Annotated in this window: 17 protein-coding genes; 16 read left to right on the top strand and 1 reads right to left on the bottom strand. The window is 48.0% G+C overall.

Annotated features, from left to right (window positions below; all coding sequences use genetic code 11):
- Window position 1 precedes the first annotated feature (1 nt).
- Both DESYODRAFT_RS17465 and DESYODRAFT_RS17460 read left to right on the top strand, forming a co-directional pair.
- Window positions 2-2059, top strand: a complete 2058-nt coding sequence (locus DESYODRAFT_RS17465) for a molybdopterin-dependent oxidoreductase (protein WP_007785103.1) — start codon at window positions 2-4, stop codon at window positions 2057-2059.
- A complete protein-coding gene (locus tag DESYODRAFT_RS17460) occupies window positions 2052-2606 on the top strand; it encodes a 4Fe-4S dicluster domain-containing protein (RefSeq protein WP_007785101.1) in 555 nt (184 codons plus the stop codon). The genes DESYODRAFT_RS17465 and DESYODRAFT_RS17460 overlap by 8 nt, the downstream gene beginning before the upstream one ends.
- Window positions 2607-2760: 154 nt before the next feature.
- On the opposite strand, the gene DESYODRAFT_RS28330 is transcribed toward DESYODRAFT_RS17460, so the two are convergent.
- Window positions 2761-3060 carry a hypothetical protein gene (locus tag DESYODRAFT_RS28330; RefSeq protein WP_169315901.1) on the bottom strand — a complete coding sequence of 100 codons (300 nt, stop codon included), beginning with the start codon at window positions 3058-3060 and terminating at the stop codon, window positions 2761-2763.
- Between the two features lie 337 nt (window positions 3061-3397).
- Between DESYODRAFT_RS28330 and DESYODRAFT_RS17455 the strand changes: the two genes are divergently transcribed.
- The 14 genes from DESYODRAFT_RS17455 to DESYODRAFT_RS17390 all read left to right on the top strand — a co-directional run bounded on the left by DESYODRAFT_RS17455 (window position 3398) and on the right by DESYODRAFT_RS17390 (window position 17458).
- Window positions 3398-4135: a TorD/DmsD family molecular chaperone gene (locus DESYODRAFT_RS17455; protein ID WP_007785099.1), complete on the top strand. Its 738-nt coding sequence runs from the start codon at window positions 3398-3400 to the stop codon at window positions 4133-4135.
- Complete coding sequence (locus tag DESYODRAFT_RS17450; RefSeq protein WP_007785098.1) at window positions 4119-6686, top strand: molybdopterin-dependent oxidoreductase; 2568 nt, start codon at window positions 4119-4121, stop codon at window positions 6684-6686. Before DESYODRAFT_RS17455 ends, DESYODRAFT_RS17450 begins: the two co-directional genes overlap by 17 nt.
- Window positions 6687-6706: 20 nt before the next feature.
- Entirely contained in the window at window positions 6707-7246 is a 540-nt protein-coding gene (locus DESYODRAFT_RS17445; protein WP_007785097.1) for a DMSO/selenate family reductase complex B subunit, read from the top strand.
- A gap of 22 nt (window positions 7247-7268) precedes the next feature.
- Window positions 7269-8141: a dimethyl sulfoxide reductase anchor subunit family protein gene (locus tag DESYODRAFT_RS17440; protein ID WP_007785096.1), complete on the top strand. Its 873-nt coding sequence runs from the start codon at window positions 7269-7271 to the stop codon at window positions 8139-8141.
- 195 nt (window positions 8142-8336) lie between these two features.
- Window positions 8337-8660: a hypothetical protein gene (locus DESYODRAFT_RS17435; protein WP_007785094.1), complete on the top strand. Its 324-nt coding sequence runs from the start codon at window positions 8337-8339 to the stop codon at window positions 8658-8660.
- Between the two features lie 199 nt (window positions 8661-8859).
- Window positions 8860-9426, top strand: coding sequence for a rhomboid family intramembrane serine protease (locus DESYODRAFT_RS17430; RefSeq protein ID WP_007785092.1), 567 nt, complete (start codon window positions 8860-8862; stop codon window positions 9424-9426).
- A 65-nt stretch (window positions 9427-9491) separates the two neighbouring features.
- The gene (locus DESYODRAFT_RS17425) at window positions 9492-9812 is read left to right on the top strand and encodes a TfoX/Sxy family protein (protein WP_007785090.1); all 321 of its coding nucleotides are present in this window, start codon (window positions 9492-9494) and stop codon (window positions 9810-9812) included.
- 47 nt (window positions 9813-9859) lie between these two features.
- Window positions 9860-10540 carry a response regulator transcription factor gene (locus tag DESYODRAFT_RS17420; protein ID WP_042338765.1) on the top strand — a complete coding sequence of 227 codons (681 nt, stop codon included), beginning with the start codon at window positions 9860-9862 and terminating at the stop codon, window positions 10538-10540.
- Window positions 10537-12276, top strand: coding sequence for a sensor histidine kinase (locus tag DESYODRAFT_RS17415; RefSeq protein ID WP_007785086.1), 1740 nt, complete (start codon window positions 10537-10539; stop codon window positions 12274-12276). The genes DESYODRAFT_RS17420 and DESYODRAFT_RS17415 overlap by 4 nt, the downstream gene beginning before the upstream one ends.
- Before the next feature lie 289 nt (window positions 12277-12565).
- Window positions 12566-13414 (top strand): phosphotransferase enzyme family protein, encoded by an 849-nt coding sequence (locus tag DESYODRAFT_RS17410; protein WP_157137203.1) that lies wholly within the window; start codon window positions 12566-12568, stop codon window positions 13412-13414.
- A gap of 278 nt (window positions 13415-13692) precedes the next feature.
- Complete coding sequence (locus DESYODRAFT_RS17405) at window positions 13693-14079, top strand: BlaI/MecI/CopY family transcriptional regulator (RefSeq protein ID WP_007785084.1); 387 nt, start codon at window positions 13693-13695, stop codon at window positions 14077-14079.
- Window positions 14076-15665 (top strand): M56 family metallopeptidase, encoded by a 1590-nt coding sequence (locus DESYODRAFT_RS26695; protein WP_007785083.1) that lies wholly within the window; start codon window positions 14076-14078, stop codon window positions 15663-15665. The genes DESYODRAFT_RS17405 and DESYODRAFT_RS26695 overlap by 4 nt, the downstream gene beginning before the upstream one ends.
- 85 nt (window positions 15666-15750) lie before the next feature.
- Window positions 15751-16095 (top strand): PadR family transcriptional regulator, encoded by a 345-nt coding sequence (locus tag DESYODRAFT_RS17395; protein ID WP_007785081.1) that lies wholly within the window; start codon window positions 15751-15753, stop codon window positions 16093-16095.
- Window positions 16082-17458 (top strand): FtsW/RodA/SpoVE family cell cycle protein, encoded by a 1377-nt coding sequence (locus DESYODRAFT_RS17390; RefSeq protein WP_007785080.1) that lies wholly within the window; start codon window positions 16082-16084, stop codon window positions 17456-17458. The genes DESYODRAFT_RS17395 and DESYODRAFT_RS17390 overlap by 14 nt, the downstream gene beginning before the upstream one ends.
- Window positions 17459-17601: the final 143 nt, after the last annotated feature.

Genomic DNA, 17601 nt, shown 5'->3' with positions numbered 1-17601 from the left:
AATGTCCGGCGATGGCGAGCTGGTTTTTCGGAATATTTGTCCAAGGAACTGTTATGGAACCTGCGGTATGCTTTCCTATGTTAAAGACGGCAGGCTTATCAAGGTGGAAGGGGACCCCCAGCATGGCTATACCAAAGGCCGGCTTTGTCTGAAAGGTTATGCCTATCCGGAATACGTTTATCATTCCCGGCGTTTGCGCTACCCCTTAAGGCAATATCCCAGAGGGTCCGGGCAATGGCAAAGAATAAGCTGGGATGAAGCACTGACAGCGATCAGTGAGAAAATACTTGAACTCAATACCCGCTACGGGTCGAATCTGGCCTTAAGTTATAACAAGTTTTCCGGCAATTTAGGTTTTTTGCATCAGGCGGTGGAGGGGATGTTTAATAGTTTTGGTCCCCATACCAAAGCTATTGGCGATCCATGTCTGGCCGCCGGAAGTGATGCGCTGGTCTATGATTGCGGGGAAGCAACCGGACCCGATCCGGAAAGCATGGCAGAGGCTGAACTGATCGTGATCTGGGGAGTCAATCCGGCCTGGACAGCCGTGCATCAATTGCATTTCATTGAGAAAGCCAGGGACCGGGGCGTTCCCGTCGTGGTCATTGATCCCTTATTTACAGCGACTGCAGCCAAAGCGGATCTCTATCTGCAAATCCAACCGGGAACGGATGGCTTGCTGGCTCTAGCTGTGCTCAAGATTCTGCACGAAGAGGAGAAACTTGAGCAGACGGCGATTCGGGACTACATCTCGGGCTGGGAGCCCTTCGAAGCTTACTTAATGGCTAAAATCGACCTGGAGGCTGCTGCAGAGCAGATTGGCATAGACGCGGCGGGAATCCGGGAGCTAGCGGTTCTTTATGCCCGGCATCATCCGGCGGCAAACTGGGTGGGCTTTGGTGTGCAGCGGCATGCCAACGGCGGGCAAACGGTACGTGCAGTCAATGCCTTGACAGCCCTGACCGGAAACCTCGGGGTAAAAGGGGGAGGGCTTTTTTACTGTTATTTGGCCGGTCAGAACTTTGCGCAAACTATCAGTCAAGTGGCGGGTCCGGTTCCCAACCGCTTAATTAACTTTAATCATTTTCCCCAGGAAGCCTTAAAATTACAGGACCCGCCCCTCAAGTTTCTTTGGATTGCCAGCCGCAATCCGCTCTCTCAAGACCCCGCGGTTAAAAACTGGGAAAAGCTGATTGCCCAGCTGGAAATGGTTGTGACTGTGGATTTATTTATGAGCCAGACAGCGGAAAAATCCGATATTGTCCTGCCTGCTTCCAGCCATTTTGAAGAGCTCGATTTAAATACAAGCTTTTGGCATCGCTGGGTAGGAATCAACGAGCCGGCTATTCCTCCTTTCTATGAAGCCAAGAGTGACCTGCAAATCGCCCGCGAGCTGACTGCCAGGCTGAATGAATTGGCGCCGGGCTTTTCTGCTTTTCCCAGCCACTTAAGTCCTGAAGACTGGCTGGATCAGGAATTCACTCCGGAAATTCTCCGGCTGCTGGGGATAGACTCCTGGCAGGACTTGAAAAAAGCTCCCCGCAAATTGCCGGTGCACTTAAATCCCTGGCAGGACCGGGTATTTAAGACCGGGGATAAGAAGTTTTCTCTCTATACAAAAGAAGGAAAAGCAAAGAACTTCCCGGCCTTGCCGCGCTACAAAAGCTTATCCGCGCCAGGGGAGTACCCCCTCCGGCTCCTGACCCCTCAGCACCTGAACCGGATTCATTCCCAGTATTCGACCCTGGACTCATTGAACCCGGATGAGGAAAGCAACTCAATTGAAATCCACCCCCGGACGGCCGGCTCCAGAGGAATAACTGAAGGAGATTGGGTTTCAGTTTATAATGAAACCGGTTCCGGTCTTTTACGGGCCCGGCTCAATCCCACACTCCCGGTTAATGTCGTCATGGCCTATCAAGGCGGGGGAAAGCCGATCAATTCCCTGATTCCAGCGCTTTTTACGGATATGGGAGTCAAGAGTACAGGAAACACAGGGCTGGCTTTTTACGATGTTTTCGTCAATATCGAGAAAAGCAGGGGGGAAGCACATGCCTAAGCAATATGGGTTTTTATTGGATATCAATCGCTGTGTAGGGTGCAAAGCCTGCGAACTGGCCTGCAAGAGTGAAAACCAAACCCCGGTCCGGGTGCGCTGGCGCAGCGTCAGCCCTAACTCACCGGAGTCTTACCTTTCCTTATCCTGCAACCATTGTGAAAGCCCGGAATGTTTTCGGGTTTGCCCCAACCGGGCTTACAGCAAACGGAGGGACGGCATCGTTGTGATTGACAGCGACCGCTGTGACGGCTGCCGGACATGTGTCAATGCCTGCCCCTTTAAAGCCCCTCAATATGATCCTGAAACCCACAAGGTCAGTAAGTGCAACCTTTGTGTCTCCAGGCTGGAGAAAGGTCTCAGTCCGGCCTGTGTCAATGCCTGTCACACCGGGGCGTTAAAAATCGCGGATCTGAGTGAAGGAGTCCGAAACGGAACTGTTGCCGAAGTTCCCGGCTTTGCGGAAATCCGCTTAACCCGTCCGTCAATAAGGTTCTATCCGTTGAAAGAGAAAAAGCGTTATTGGAATAAAGGCAAGGCCAGCGAATAAAGAATCAAGGCTGTCAGCTGCTTTTTGTACTATCAGACTCCTATGACGCTGTGCGGCACCACCACTGATGAATGAAAATAGGCCCTTTGGGTCGGGCAGCTTCTCCCACATCCTGCAAGAAAGCTAACTCGTGCGAAGACAGTGTCTTCGTCACTCAGCACTCCGAGGCTCGCCCACTCACCGGCGCGGGACTACCTTCAGCGGATAAGTATTCTTTGGAGATAGCCGCTTCGGCGAAACTGTCCACCGGACACTTTCGTGCCAAACCTCCGGGTAATACCTGATGTGAACCCGTGGCTACGTTTCCCCGCACCGGTTTGTGGGCTTTTATCGCCTCTCCATGCGATGAGTTCACTCCTGTGGGAGAAGCTGCCTGACTTTGTGGTCTACAGATTCTTTGAATGGTTTTGGGGTGTTTTTCAGGGCAGACCCCCATGCCGCTACGCAGCACCATCAGATGATGCTGCAAGATGGCTAATACGCGCGAAGACAGTGTCTTCGCACGCTAGCCAAGTTTTCTTTAATAGTTGCAGCGATCAACAGTGTTAAAGAGATGCCACATTACGATAAAGTGTGGCATCTCTTTTTATTTGAAAGCAATTAACGCTTCATAAGACAAGTTATAGATCAACGTTACTTATAAATTTGATTTTGCTTTAAAAGAAATCGAATAGTGTCGGCACACAAAAAATAATGTCGAAGTCTGTGAGTCCACACAATAGAAGATGTGAAAGTATTAACGTATACTCAGAGATAAGAAGATTTATTCTTTTTTTATAGGAGGTGCCGCTATGATTCAAGAAGCAGTGCTCAGCACAATTAAACCTCTCTTGGAAACCCGGGTGTTTGCCTATGATTTTTTGCGGCGGACATTTCTAGTGGAGCCAAGCCAGGATTATCTGCGGAGCTTAAGCGAAAATCAACTTGTCTCAGCATTTCCTTTTCAGGAAGAAGATCCGGAGCTTGCCGAAGGAACGGCAAAGGTTCAGGATTACCTTAATACTCAGGACGTTTTGTCCGCCGAAGGCTATGACAGGCTGCACTGGGATTATACCCGTCTCTTCATCGGACCGTACAGTTTGCCGGCTCCCCCTTGGGAGTCTGCTTATCTCAATAAGGACAAACTGCTCTTTCAAGAAGAGACACGCCGGGTAAGGCTTGCCTATTTGAAATATGGTTTCCTGCCCAAGCATTATCAGCAGGAAGCGGATGATCATCTGGGTCTGGAGTTGGATTTTATGTATCAGCTGGCCAATTTGACCGTCGAAAAAGCGGTTGTTGGGGACCTGGATGGATTTAAGGAGCTGCTTCAGGATCAGGCGGATTTTCTTGAACAGCACTTGCTCCTTTGGGTGCCCGCTTTCGCCAAAAATGTCAGGTTGAGTGCCAATACCGGGTTTTATCAAGGAATGGCCCGGATGCTTCAAGGGTTTATCCAAATCGATGGCCGGGCTGTTAAAGAGCTGTTAGATATCGAATGTAAGTTCAAATTTTTTGGAGGTGAACATTCTCATGGCAAATCTCATTGAAAAAGCCCAAAGTTTCGTGATGAGCCGGAGGTCTTTTATCGGGGTAACCGCAGGTGCGGCAGCAGCGGTGTCTCTAACCGGCTGTGGTCTGGCCAAGGTTGATGCCACAACCGCTGAGGCCCTGGCCCAAAAAGAAGGCAAGTGGGTCACGGCAGCCTGCTGGCATAACTGCGGCGGCAGATGTCTGAATAAAGCCTATGTGGTTGATGGAGTGGTTGTTCGTCAGAAAACCGATGATACCCATGCCGACTCTCCCGATCATCCTCAGCAAAGAGGATGTGCCCGCGGACGTTCCCAGCGGCATCAGGTATTTGGTGCCGACCGCATCAAATATCCCATGAAGCGTAAAAACTGGGAACCTGGCGGAGGCAAGAAAGAACTCCGCGGTAAAGACGAGTGGGTCCGGATTTCCTGGGACGAGGCCTTGGATCTGGTCGCCGGTGAAATCAAGCGGATTCGGGAAAAACACGGCAATAGCTCTATTCTGGTGACCGGCGGCAGTGAAATGCCCCGCACTCTCGGTCTTTACGGCGGTCATAGCACCCACTGGGGGACCACTTCCTGGGGAACCTGGCGCTGGGGTCCTGAAAAGTTTGGTATGGCGGAAGGTTTTTTTGAGCACAGCATCAATGACCGGCTGGATCTCAGGAATTCCCAGCTGATTGTGCTTTGGGGAGGCAACCCTGCCTGGAGTGCAGGGGGAAGCCCGACCTACAATTATCTTCAAGCCAAGCAAGCCGGGGCCAAATTCGTCATTATCGATCCGATCTATACGGATTCGGCGGAAGTGCTCGGTGCCCAATGGATTCCCATTCATCCGGGAACCGACCATGCCATGGTGCTGGGCATGGCTTATACACTGCTAAAACAGGATGATCCCGCCAATAACCCTTTGATTGACTGGGATTTCTTAAATCGCTGTACCGTTGGCTTTGATGCGGATCATATGCCTGAGGGCGCTGATCCCAAGGAAAATTTGAAAGATTATATTCTGGGAACTTTTGATGGAGTGCCGAAAACGGCTCAATGGGCCTCGGAAATCTGTGGTGTGGATGCCAAAACCATCGAAGAGCTGGCCCTGGAAATTGCCACCACGAAAAAGGCCGCCTTATTTACAGCTTGGGCCGCCGCCCGGATCAATAATGCCGACTCCTGGCCTCAGATGTTCATGGCCTTTGGAGCCATGACCGGCCACATGGGCGAAAGTGGACGGATGACGGGAGTAAGCTGTCACTTTGGTACCGGCAACGGCGGCCCGGCTCTTGTTAAACCAGGCGGCAACGGTTTGCCGGCCATTAAAAATCCGGTTGCGGACAAGATCAATGACAATGAAATGTGGACTGCTATCCTGACCGGCAAGTATACCGCCGGCTACAATAAGACCAAAGATATCAACCTGCAGATGGTCTATCATGGCTACAATGCCGTTCTGCAGACCCGCTCGGCTATGAGCAAAGGGATCGAAGCCCACCGCAAGCTGGAATTCGTGGTCTGTAATTCTCACTTCCTCACCACCAATGCCAAGTATTCTGATATTGTGCTTCCGGCTACAACAGAATGGGAGAGGGAAGGCGGATTCGGAACAGGCAACCGTGAGCTCCTGATCTACTATACCCGGGTAACCGAGCCTTTGTTTGAAGCAAAGCATGACCAGTGGATCGCCATCGAAATCGGCAAACGCTTAGGCTTAGCGGAAAAAGATATTTATCCGATTTCCGAGAAGCAGCAGGTCTTTAATCAACTGGCCGGCGCAACGGTGATGAAGACAGACGGTTCCGGAATGGAGCCCCTCTTAACCATCAGCGAGGCAGACATTGCCGGGATGGGAGTTACCGGAAAGCCGCAGCAGGGCCGCATTACCTTAAACGAATTCAGGGAAACGGGCATGTATCATGTTGAGCGCAAACCCGGTGATAAACTAGGCAGTATTGCTTATGAAAAATTCCGTAAGGACCCGGCCGCCAATCCCCTCAAAACAGAATCGGGAAAACTGGAAATCCACTCCAAGGCCCTGGCAGAATTGATCAAGGGTTATGGTTTCACTGAAATTAAACCGATTCCCACCTACAACAAGGCTGCCGAAGGCTATGAAGATACGTTCAAGGATTGGGCCAAAAAGGAAAAGGGTGACTATCCTCTGCAAGTGATTAATCCCCACTATTTCAGACGTTCCCACAGCATCTTCGACAATATTCCTCAATTGCGGGAAGCTTTCCCCAACCCGGTCTTTGTAAGTTCCCAGGATGCTGCTGAGCGCGGAATCAGTACCGGAGATACGGTTTTACTGACCAGCCGCCATGGCAAGACCTTGCGGACCGCTCAGGTTAGCGAGCGCCTGATGCCGGGTGTGGTGGGACTTCCTCATGGCGCCTGGGTTGAAATGGACGAGAAGAGCGGTGTTGATAAAGCGGGCGCGGATAACATCCTGACCGGACCTATTGCTACAGGACAAGGAACAGGCGGTTGGAATACCTGCAATATCCAAATGGAGAAATGGAGCGGCGAAGCCCTCCAGCCGGATGTTAAATGGCCTCAGAGAATTGTGCTGTAAAGAGGAAGGAGTGAACGGAAATGGCGCAACTTGGTTTTCATTATGATATGTCAGTCTGTATTGGCTGCAGGGTCTGTCAGATCGCCTGCAAAGATAAGAATGATCTGGAAGTCGGGGTATTATACCGCCGGGTCTTTGATATGGAAAAGGGCGTTTACCCGAATCCGCGGCTGGATCACATCTCTCTGGGATGCAATCACTGCAAGGAACCCAAATGTGTGCAGAACTGTCCTACCGGAGCACTTCATAAACGGGAGGCAGACGGAATCGTTCTCCATGACAAGGCGAAATGTATTGGCTGCCGGTTATGCACCTGGTCCTGCCCTTACGGCGCACCTCAGTATAAAGAGCATGAAGGTAAAGTCGGAAAATGCGATCTTTGTGCAGACTTGCTGGAGAAGGGGGAAGAGCCGGCCTGCGTGTCTGCCTGTGTGATGAGAGCTCTTCATGTGGGCGAGATCGATGAGCTGCGCAAGAAATACGGAAATACCGCAGATAGCGAAGGGCTGCCCAGTTCAGGGATCACGCATCCGTCTCTGACCATTACCACCAAGAAGTAATTTCAGAAAAGGAGGGAACAAGATGTTTGCAGAAGAATGGCCGCTTATGATGTTCACTTTACTCAGTCAATTGGCGATTGGAACCTATATTATGCTATTCCTTATCCGTCTGATGCTGGCCAAGGATAATGCTTCTTCAGCCTCTCAACTGACCAAATCAGGTCTCATGCTGACCGGGCCGGTTATGGCGGCAGCCTTAGTTTTCTCGCTGTTCCATTTGGGCACTCCCTTGGGAGCGGTCCGCTCGATTTTAAACCTGGGGTCCTCCTGGTTAAGCCGGGAAATTATTACTGCCGGCGGATTTCTGGTCTTCTGGCTCATCTCTTATCAGGCTTTTCGAAAAGGAAAATCAGGAAAAGGCTTGGGGATTGTGACATCCCTGATCGGACTGGCCGCCATATTCTGTATGGCAAGCATTTACTCATCCTCAATCCGTCCGGCCTGGACCAGCCTGAACACTTATATCGCTTTCTATGGCGCCACCTTTGCCTTAGGCAGTGCCGGTGCCCTTACCCTTGTGAGCCTGGCGGCCCAGGGTAAGCCTTCGGAGCAGGCCCGCAAGATCTTGAAAACCGTCGTCCTGGTATTGGGAGCCGCGATTGTGGTGCCTCTCCTTTATCTTCCGGTCTTCATATCCGGTTTGAGTTCCGGAGTTCCAGCGGCTCAAGCTTCTGCTCAATTGCTTTCCGGAACCTATCTGGCACCCATCGTCATCCGTGCTCTTTTGTCCCTGGCCGGCGTGGTTCTCTTATTCCTGGGCCTGAAAAAGCAGGCGCCTCTTTCCCCGAATCAGGTTTTGACGGCCTTGGTTCTTGTTTTGGCCGGGGAGTTCATAGGACGTTATGTATTCTACGGTGCTGCAGTATCCATCTTTACGGGACATTCCCTAATCTAAAAAAGAAGCTCTTTTATGAGTTAGCAGCGGCCAAAGGCCGGGAACTTAACCTGACAGGTTATTTCCCGGCCTTTGGCTAATTTTAATTTTTAGGGATTATTTCCAATCTTGGGAGGATATGAAGGCGGAATGTGGAAATTAAAAGAGTGGATTGTTAATCATAAGCAAAATTAAGCTTAGAGGAGTGACATTAGTATGGATGTATTCCTTGGTCTTGGCAGCATTGGCTTGGCATTGGTTGCCTGGGTATTTCCCGTAGTAAATCTCGCAAGGCGTAAAAAATCAGAAAACAAAAGCTGGATCGCCTTTTCCATAATAAGCGTCAGTGCCTGTGCTATCACGTTGTTTATCCAAATAGTATCTCTGGATCATCGGGTAGATATAGAGGATTGGTCAGCCCTTATGGATACTACGAATGCGCTGGTATTTGTGTCCTCGGTTTATCTATTCATCACCCTTGCCTTAAATTTGATTACGTTTTTGGTCTATAGTATAATCCAAAAACCTAAGCACACTTAACCGGGAATTAAAGAAATACCCCCCCGCCGCTAAGAGGCTATCAGCCTCAAGCGGCATCTTTTTTATCTATTCAAGGTATTGCGTTGTAGTAGAAGCAAAGGAAAAGATATAATGATAATTTAGTTCAAGCAATTTGCTGCAAGGAAGATATGATATGATAGGAAATGACCGTCAATAGATTAAAGAGAGGACGAACTACATGAAAGAATTTTTAGGAAAACTCCAGTATAATTCACCGGTTACCCTGACCTTTACGTTTCTTTCCTTAGTTATCTTGCTGTTAAGTTATTTAACGGGCGGATTAACTACGAATTTGCTTTTTGGGGTATACCGTTCATCCTGGAGCGATCCTTTGGCATATTTCAGATTGTTGGGCCATGTGCTGGGCCATGTGGATTGGAGCCATTACTCCGGCAATATGGTGCTTTTTTTGGTGTTGGGTCCTATACTGGAAGAAAAGTATAAGTCTCAAGTTCTTTTAATTATGATTGCCATCACGGCAGTGGTGTCCGGATTATTCCATGTCATTTTATTTCCCAGTACCGTATTGCTGGGGGCAAGCGGAATTGTATTTATGATGATTGTCCTTTCATCCGTTGCCGGCATGAAGGATGGGAAAATCCCCCTCACTCTCATATTGGTGATCATTATTTATCTGGGGGGCGAGATAATAAGTGTGGGATCAAAAGATGGAATCGCTCATATAGCTCATATTTTAGGAGAAATTTGCGGGGCTGCTTTTGGTCTTCTAAGCAGACGTACGTGAATCTCCAATGTTAACGAATCGAGCAATGCAAACAGTGGACTGTGGGACTGAAGAAAGGTGATAGTATGGCAACAACAGCAGATTATATAGACTATGTTTGTGAACAGATCAGCGGTGTTGGCGCTGTTAGATATAAGAAAATGTTCGGAGAGTATATGGTTTATGTGAATGAGAAGCCTATACTTCTCGTCTGTGATAATATGGTCTTTGTGAAAATACTTGACTGTATCAGTGAAAAGATGAAAGAGGCAGAGAGAGGTTTTCCTTATGACAGGGCAAAAGAACATTATATATTAGACATAGACAATTCTAAATTCAGCAAAGAAGTCATCGCTTTATTGGAGCCGGTTATTCCAATTCCACAACCTAAGAAGAAAAAACTGTAGAACATCCAGGGACGAAGAGGGGGAAGCGGCGAGAATATAGTGGAGGTATGGGATTGAAGAAAATACTGGTTGTCGAAGATGAAAATATTTTGCGTGAAGTAATTATGGACTATCTGATCGAGGATGGATATCAGGTATTAGAGGCGGCAGATGGAGAACAAGCTTTAGAGCTGTTTCAAGCAAATGCTGTTGATTTAGTGATCTTAGATATAGTTCTGCCCAAGATTGACGGCTGGTCAGTGTGCCGCAGAATTCGGAAACATTCCGGTATCCCTATTATTATTTTAACCGCCCGTTCGGATGAGGATGATTCTCTGCTGGGCTATGAGCTGGGTGCGGATGATTATCTGATCAAACCCTATAGTCCTCGGGTTCTAATGGCCAAAGTGAAACGGTTTCTGGAAAGACACCCGGGTATTGCGGAGGGAAGGCTGATATCTGCCGGTGGTATTGTTATAAATATGGGGTCAAGACTGGTTTCTGCAGATGGCCATACCATTAATCTGACACATACGGAACTGGAAATTCTCGCTTACTTAATGCAAAATAAAGGGATTGTCATTACCAGAGAGCAATTAATCTCGAAACTATGGGGCTATGATTTTTATGGTGATGAAAAGACCGTGAACAGCCATATCAGAAACCTGCGTGCCAAGCTGGGTAGTAAAGGCAGCTGTATTGTTACAGTGATCCGCTCAGGATATAAGTTCATAGAGGAACAGGTATGAAAAAAAGTATTGTTTTCAAGTGGTTTATGCTGACAGCTCTATTGTTCTCCGCCATGTTTTTAGTGATTGGCATCACGCAGAATTACTTTTTTGAGAGATATTATCTCAATAAGAAAGCGGATGCTCTCAAAATGGATATGAACGAGTACTTAAGCCTGGCGGCGAAAAAGGGAGCCGAAGCAGCATCAGTCCAACTCTATAAGAATAATCATGTCTGGATGACCAAACTGGATGACTGTGGACGGATCTTGGATGTGGAAAATTACTATATCGAAGTGACATTGGAAAATGAAGCCCAGGGGAATTGGCGCATACCTATGTACTCTTTTGCAGGAGAATTTTCTTCCGCTGTCCTCTCTTCCTTAAAGGTTGGCGATGAGGTGATTATTGATACCGTTAATAGCGCAGATGAAAGGATACCTTATCATATCCAGACTCATTCAACGGGAGTCATCAATCTAAACCTTGCTAACAAGCTGCATGGTCCTCAGGCCGACCCGGCCTATAGCCAGCTGGCAACCGGCCTGTATAGAGGAAGGATAACGAAAACTATATTTCCGGAACGCGGGGAGGATATAGTGTTTCCTTACCAGGAAACTTATTTTTTGGAACAGGTCAAAGAATTCCAAGCCCGTCTGCTGGTTGATAAGAAACCTCTTCAGAGTACAGAAGAACTTAGGGCCACAGAAAATTTTGCACAGTACCAGATCATCATTAAACCGGTTAGGGAAAATGGGTCAAGAGGATATATTTTTGCTATGACTTCTCTCCAGCCGGTGGATGAAGCCATAGCGGTTATGCGGCAATTCTATCCTTACTTTTTTGGCTTGGCCTTGCTGTGTGTGATCGGTTTAGCCTTTATTGTTTCCAAGCGGTTGTCAAAACCGCTGATCTCTATCAACCGGATCACCGGGAAAATAGCTAACCTGGATTTTACGGAAAAGCTGCCGATGGGTTCCGAGGATGAAATAGGCCAGTTGTCCGCAAATATCAATGACCTGTCCAGCCAGATAGAAGGGTATATCGGTCGGCTGAAACAGGATCTGGATCAAGAGAAGCAGCTGGAAGAGACCCGGAAGGAATTTATTGCCGGGGTCTCTCATGAATTGAAAACCCCTCTGGCGGTTATGAAAAGTTGTCTGTCCATTTTAAAAGACGGAATAGCCGCTGAAAAAAGGGAACATTACTTTCAGGCCATGGAAGAGGAAATACAGCGGATGGACCTGCTGGTGGTCAACATGCTGGATCTGGCTAAATTTGAATCAGGTACCTATAAGCCTGAAATGGCTCCTTTTGAAATCGACAAGGTGATTAGAGAAGCAGGCAGGTCCCTGGCAGGGGAAATAGAGGGGAAAAATCTCTCTTTTAGCTTGAGGCTTGTCTCTCTGATGGTCGTGGGGCATAAAGGGCTGATCAGCCGAGTGATCACTAATTTTCTCAGTAATGCAATCCGGCATACGGAGAATGGTGATGCCATCGTCATTGCTGTCAGTGGCAAAGGGCAGACCGCAGAAATCAGCGTTGTAAACCAGGGGAAGCCTATAGCAGAGGAGGACAGGAAAAAGATATGGGACCAATTCTACCGTGTCGAGGCCAGGACCTCCAAAGCAGGTACAGGTCTGGGACTTGCCATATCCAGAGAAATACTGGAGCTTCATCATGCGGTTTATGGTGTGGAAAATACCCGGGATGGCGTCCGCTTTTTCTTTTCCCTGCCGGTACATCATCATGACTAATATGTATCAACCTCTTTATACTAGTTTAGATGACTTTTTACGAATTAGGTCTTGATAATGAATTGAACTATCTCCCCTATTTCGTTGAAGTGGGGGATTCCGGAACATCCGCACCTTAATAAAGCTGTTGGGAGAGAGCATATTTGGAAATTTTGTTAAGCAAGCGTGGAGAGTCAGGATGGCTTAACTCTTTTCTGAGGTGTTAAAGGGGCACGTTTAGAAATTCTTATGTGGAGGGAGATGCCTTATAAATAATAAACTTGGGTCGATATCACCGAGTGACGAAGTTTTGGAGAAATTCGGAGTCCGGGTGGTCGCTCCGCTGGGCGGAAGGCTCAATCAGCACTGGCTTGTAGACCTTCGAGGGGAACGGCTTGTTCTGCGCCTTTGGTGGTCCAAGTCGCCTGAAGATATGGACTACGAGTTACGCCTGCTGACAAGCATCTCTGTTCTGGGGTGGCCCGTTGCTCCCGCTGTCGAGGGGCCGGTCAATCTGGATGGTCAATTTTGGTGCTTGTTTCCCTATCTTCCCGGTGATCCGCCATCCGTCGCTGACCGGATTGCCGAACAACGTGCTCGAGGACGACTTCTGGCTCAGTTCCACACCGATCTCGAGAAACTAAGTGGGTTCGGGCAGCGTGGAGATTGGCAGCGCTGTGAGAAGGTCCTTAATGACCCGACCCTCGAACGTGTGCTGTCCAAGAACGAGAGGAAGCAACCGGAAGAAACCCGTATACTGAGATGGCACCTTGAACGAGCTCGCCAGCGAGTAGATGGACTAAAGACCCAGGCCCGCCCCAGTATCGTTATCCATGGCGACTTCACACCGTGGAATCTACTCTTCAAAGACGGGCGTCTCTCAGGAATCCTTGACTTCGAGTTTGCGCACTTGAATCATCGGGTCGCCGACTTTGCGCTTTCGTGGCGGGGCAGGCATGACGAGGTTGTCCGAGCGTACGATGAAGTTTCACCACTTGACCCTGAGGAATGGGAGTTACTCACCCCAGTATGGTGGGCATGGCTCATTGGCGGTGCCTGCAAGGATCTTGCACAGGGCATTTTAACGCACGAGTGGACCATCAAGCATTTGCTGCGACGCTCCCCATTGATGGGACAGGATTCAGCCGAGTTTAGGTAGGGTATACGCAGCCGCCGGAACAGCGGTCGTGTTTTGAATAAAAGTGGCCTGTGCCACTTATTTTAGCGGTACCTAGCGGCTTTTAGATAATTAGCAGTCCTCTCTTTTTCCATCTGAAGATTATCACTTGCCCTCAGTACGAGTAGTTTGGGGTATTCGGTACTTGGTAAAACTAATGAAAACTGTAAAAACAATCGTTGCAGAAGAGGTTGACATTTGTTAACCTCTTCTGCTATATTAAAGGCGATAAATGTTAACCAAATTCAGGAGGACTTGCCATGAAGTGTAATATAGCTCTGTCGAACGGCGAATGGAAACTGATGAACCTGTTGTGGAAGGAAGCACCCCGTACGATTGCGCAGCTGGTTGCCGCGCTGAAGGACGATACAGGCTGGACCAAAGGAACCGTTTTTATGATGCTCTCACGAATGGAAGATAAAGGGGCAGTTCGCTTTGAGGAAGGCGGGCGTTCCAAGCTTTTTTATCCTGCCCTGAAAAAGGAGGAAGCTGCCTCCTTTGAAACGGAGAGCTTTCTCAATAAGGTTTACGGCGGCAGCGTCGGGCTGATGGTGGCCTCCATGGCCGGACAGAAAGCACTGAACAAAACGGATATTGATGAACTTTACGCCATTTTGCGGGAGGCGGAAAAGGAGGCAGGGCAATGACCGAGTGGATCATCACTTCGTCTGTTTTGATTATGGTTGTGATCGCGCTGCGCTTTCTGTTCCGGGGGAAAATCAGTCGTCGGCTGCAATATGCGTTGTGGGGATTGGTGATGATCAGGCTGTTGATGCCTTTTTCCCTGTCGGAAAGCTCGTTCAGCGTGATGAATGCCCTGCCGAACAGCAGTTTTGCTGAACGGCAGGTGCACGTTCTGCCGATTTCCAGACAGTCCGTGGGCGAAGCTTACGGCATCGTGGTCAACAGCAACCGCATCGTTGCGGATGTCCACAGCTTTGGTTATCCAGTATTATCCGGTGACGGTGAAACCATTACCCGTTATGCCGGGAAGATGAGCGTCCGCGAGATCTTAAGCCTGATCTGGCTGACCGGCAGCATTGCGTTTTTGTTATGGTTTATGGTTACCAACATGATATTTTCCAGGCAGATGCAAAAAACGCGCCAGGTATACGGTGCCGAGGGTACCGATACTGACCATTTCCCGCTGCCTGTTTATGTGACTGAACAGATAGCTTCACCCTGCCTGTTTGGTCTGATTCACCCGGCTGTTTATTTGACGCCGAAAGCTGCAGCCAGGGAAGGTGTCACCTGCCACGTTCTCGCTCATGAACTATGCCATTACCGTCACGGTGACCATATCTGGTCGGTTCTGCGGGGGTTGTGCCTCGCCGTTTGGTGGTGGAATCCTCTGGTCTGGACGGCGGCGATCCTGTCCCGTACCGACAGCGAGCTGGCTTGCGACGAAGCGGTGATCAAAACGATCGGTGAAGAAAACCGCTTCGCTTACGGACATACGCTCATAGATATGATTGCCGTCAGGGAAACTCCTTCCGGCCTGATAAATGCTGCGACCACAATGGCTTCCGGCAAGCGGAGGATTCAGGAAAGGCTGAATATGATTATCAAAAAACCTAAAACAGTTGTTCCCGCACTGGCTGCCGTCCTGCTGCTTATTACGGTCAGCGCAGTCAGCACATTTACAGGGGCGGGCAAGGATATACAGGATGTGCCGGAACAGGATTTCCCGGTAGTTGATAGGGTCTTTGCTTCGGATAGTACCGGCCTTGAACAGCTCGGTCGTGATGCGGCGACATTTTACTATACTCAGTTTATGACGGAGGAGGTTCCGCAGCGCTGGCATCTGACCAAATACGAACCCCTTTCCGGCAGACTGATGGCCGGTGATGAGCAAGAGTTTGCCGTCTGGATCACATCATATCTGCAAACAGACGGGGGCGGTTTTCTGGTTGGGGAAGGAATTCCCAATGATCCTGAAGATCTGAGCAAAGGCGGCATTTGCCCTGAGGTTGGCAGACAGTTCCGGATCAAAGCGCTGGGCGGCGGCAAATATGAAATCGTCAGCATTGGAACCGGCGGAGGGGCTCAGGGGCTGGCACCTGTAGATTCAGCTGTCTCCTATGGAATTATGGAATTGAGAAACGGCGAAGCCCGGCGTGCCGTATCACCGCTGTCCGGCGTTGACGCCCAGCTGGGAAAATTGGACACCGCATTAGCTGCCAAAGCATACAAAGGAGCTGTCCTGTTCCGGAAAGTAGAGCAGAAGAGCTAAAACAGGCTTATACTTACATATTGACATATATAGATCATCAATATACTATTGTATATAGATAATCTATATAATTGGGGGTTGAACTATGCCGGTTGATAAAAGTCTTTTAACGGGAAGCACTACCATGCTTATCTTAAGGCTCCTTGATGAAATGGATATGTACGGTTATCAAATGATTGAAGTACTTAGCAAAAAGTCAAACAACGTCTTTGAGTTAAAAGCAGGGACCTTATATCCATTGCTCCACAGCTTAGAGCAAAAAGAAATGCTCACTTCTTACGAAAAGGTCGCTGATAATGGGAAGGTACGAAAGTACTACAGGATCACCAAAAAAGGACGCAAGCATTTACACGAGAAAAAAAAGGAGTGGAAAGCATATACCACAGCTGTAAATGATCTTTTGGGAGGTGCAGGTTTTGCAAAAGCCTGATAAGGTTACCGAGTATTTGGAAACTGTGGGTCAACAAATACGGTGGAAAAGGGCGCAAGCTTCTGTTTTAGAGGAAATTGAGAATCACATAACCGACCAAAAGAACGCCTTTATAACTGCTGGGTACGATGAAGAAAAAGCAACTAATATGGCAATTGCCGAGATGGGCGACCCTATCGTTGTCGGGGAAGAACTTGACCGAACACACCGGCCTAAACCCGATTGGCCGCTACTGTTCATGACAGCAACTATGCTTCTTTTGGGACTTGCTATTCAATTTTTTATAGGATCACACATTCCTCTCGGTGCCTGGATGTTTGGAAGACAGATCGTCTGGGCAGGTATTTCACTTCTTTTGATGTTTGCTGCATACTTCTTAGACTTCACAATCATTGGAAAGTATCCTAAGTTTGTTTTTTTGGCGCTCTGTACAATAACCTTAGCTTCATATTTGTTTACAGGAGGAGGCAGAGGTACATCTACCATTTATCTGCTGTTGCTGTTTCCAACCGCATTTGCCGGATTTGTATATAGTATTAGAAATAAAGGGTGCAGCGGACTTATTCTTTGTGGGGCGGCATTTATAATTCCGGTATACTTAACGGTGATCATTAATAATTTAACGGTTCTCGTTTTGCTTTTAACTTCCTGCTTTATTGTTTTGACGGCTGCTGTTATGAAAAACTGGTTTAATGCAGGAAAACTATTGGCCGCACTTATTTTAGCTGTCCAGATTCTCGCCGCTTTGTGTACGCCATTTATTCTGAAGATGGCAGGAAAACAGTATATTTGGGACAAATTATTAGCCGCCTTGAATCCATCCCTTGATCCAGATGGATATGGATATATCAGTTCTCTGATACAACGTCTTTTATCTCATTCACTGTTAATAGGTCAGGGTTTGCCGATAGCTGACGTAGATTATTCTGTATTCAGGATTTTGCCCGGAGCCAATACGGATTTTCTTTTGACTTGCTTGATTTACAGATTTGGGTGGATTGTGCTTATCGGAATAATTGCGATATTCTCAGTTTTTATTATGCGTGCGATTATTCTTTGTAAGAAGCAAAAAAGTGTGCTTGGATTTTTGGTTTCACTGGCGATTATCTCAACATTTGCATTACAGTTTCTCGTTTATATTGCTGCAAATTTAGGCTTTTGGCGACTTGATCCAATGCCGTTACCACTGATCTCTTATGGAGGCCGAGCTCTTGTTATCAATATGTTCCTGATTGGGTTTTTACTTTCAGTATTTCGCACAGGCGATTTGGTGAGAGATAAAGCTAGGGTATCGGCAGCAAAGTTTATTCAATTTAATAAGGGGCAGATAATTATTGATTTGAAAAATGACTTTATTAAATGAGCAGTAGATATTTATGTATAAGACACCAGAATCTAGCCAATCCCAAATAAAAATACGAATTAAGAATTACTTAAAAGAACTCCCTATTAATCTAGAAGGAGAGGGATATAAAGATAAGTTTCATAACCATAAATTACGGTTCA

This window comes from Desulfosporosinus youngiae DSM 17734, assembly GCF_000244895.1.
GTDB classification, from domain to species: domain Bacteria; phylum Bacillota; class Desulfitobacteriia; order Desulfitobacteriales; family Desulfitobacteriaceae; genus Desulfosporosinus; species Desulfosporosinus youngiae.
Note: the sequence above shows the minus strand (reverse complement) of the source record. Positions and strands in the feature narration are given on the sequence as shown.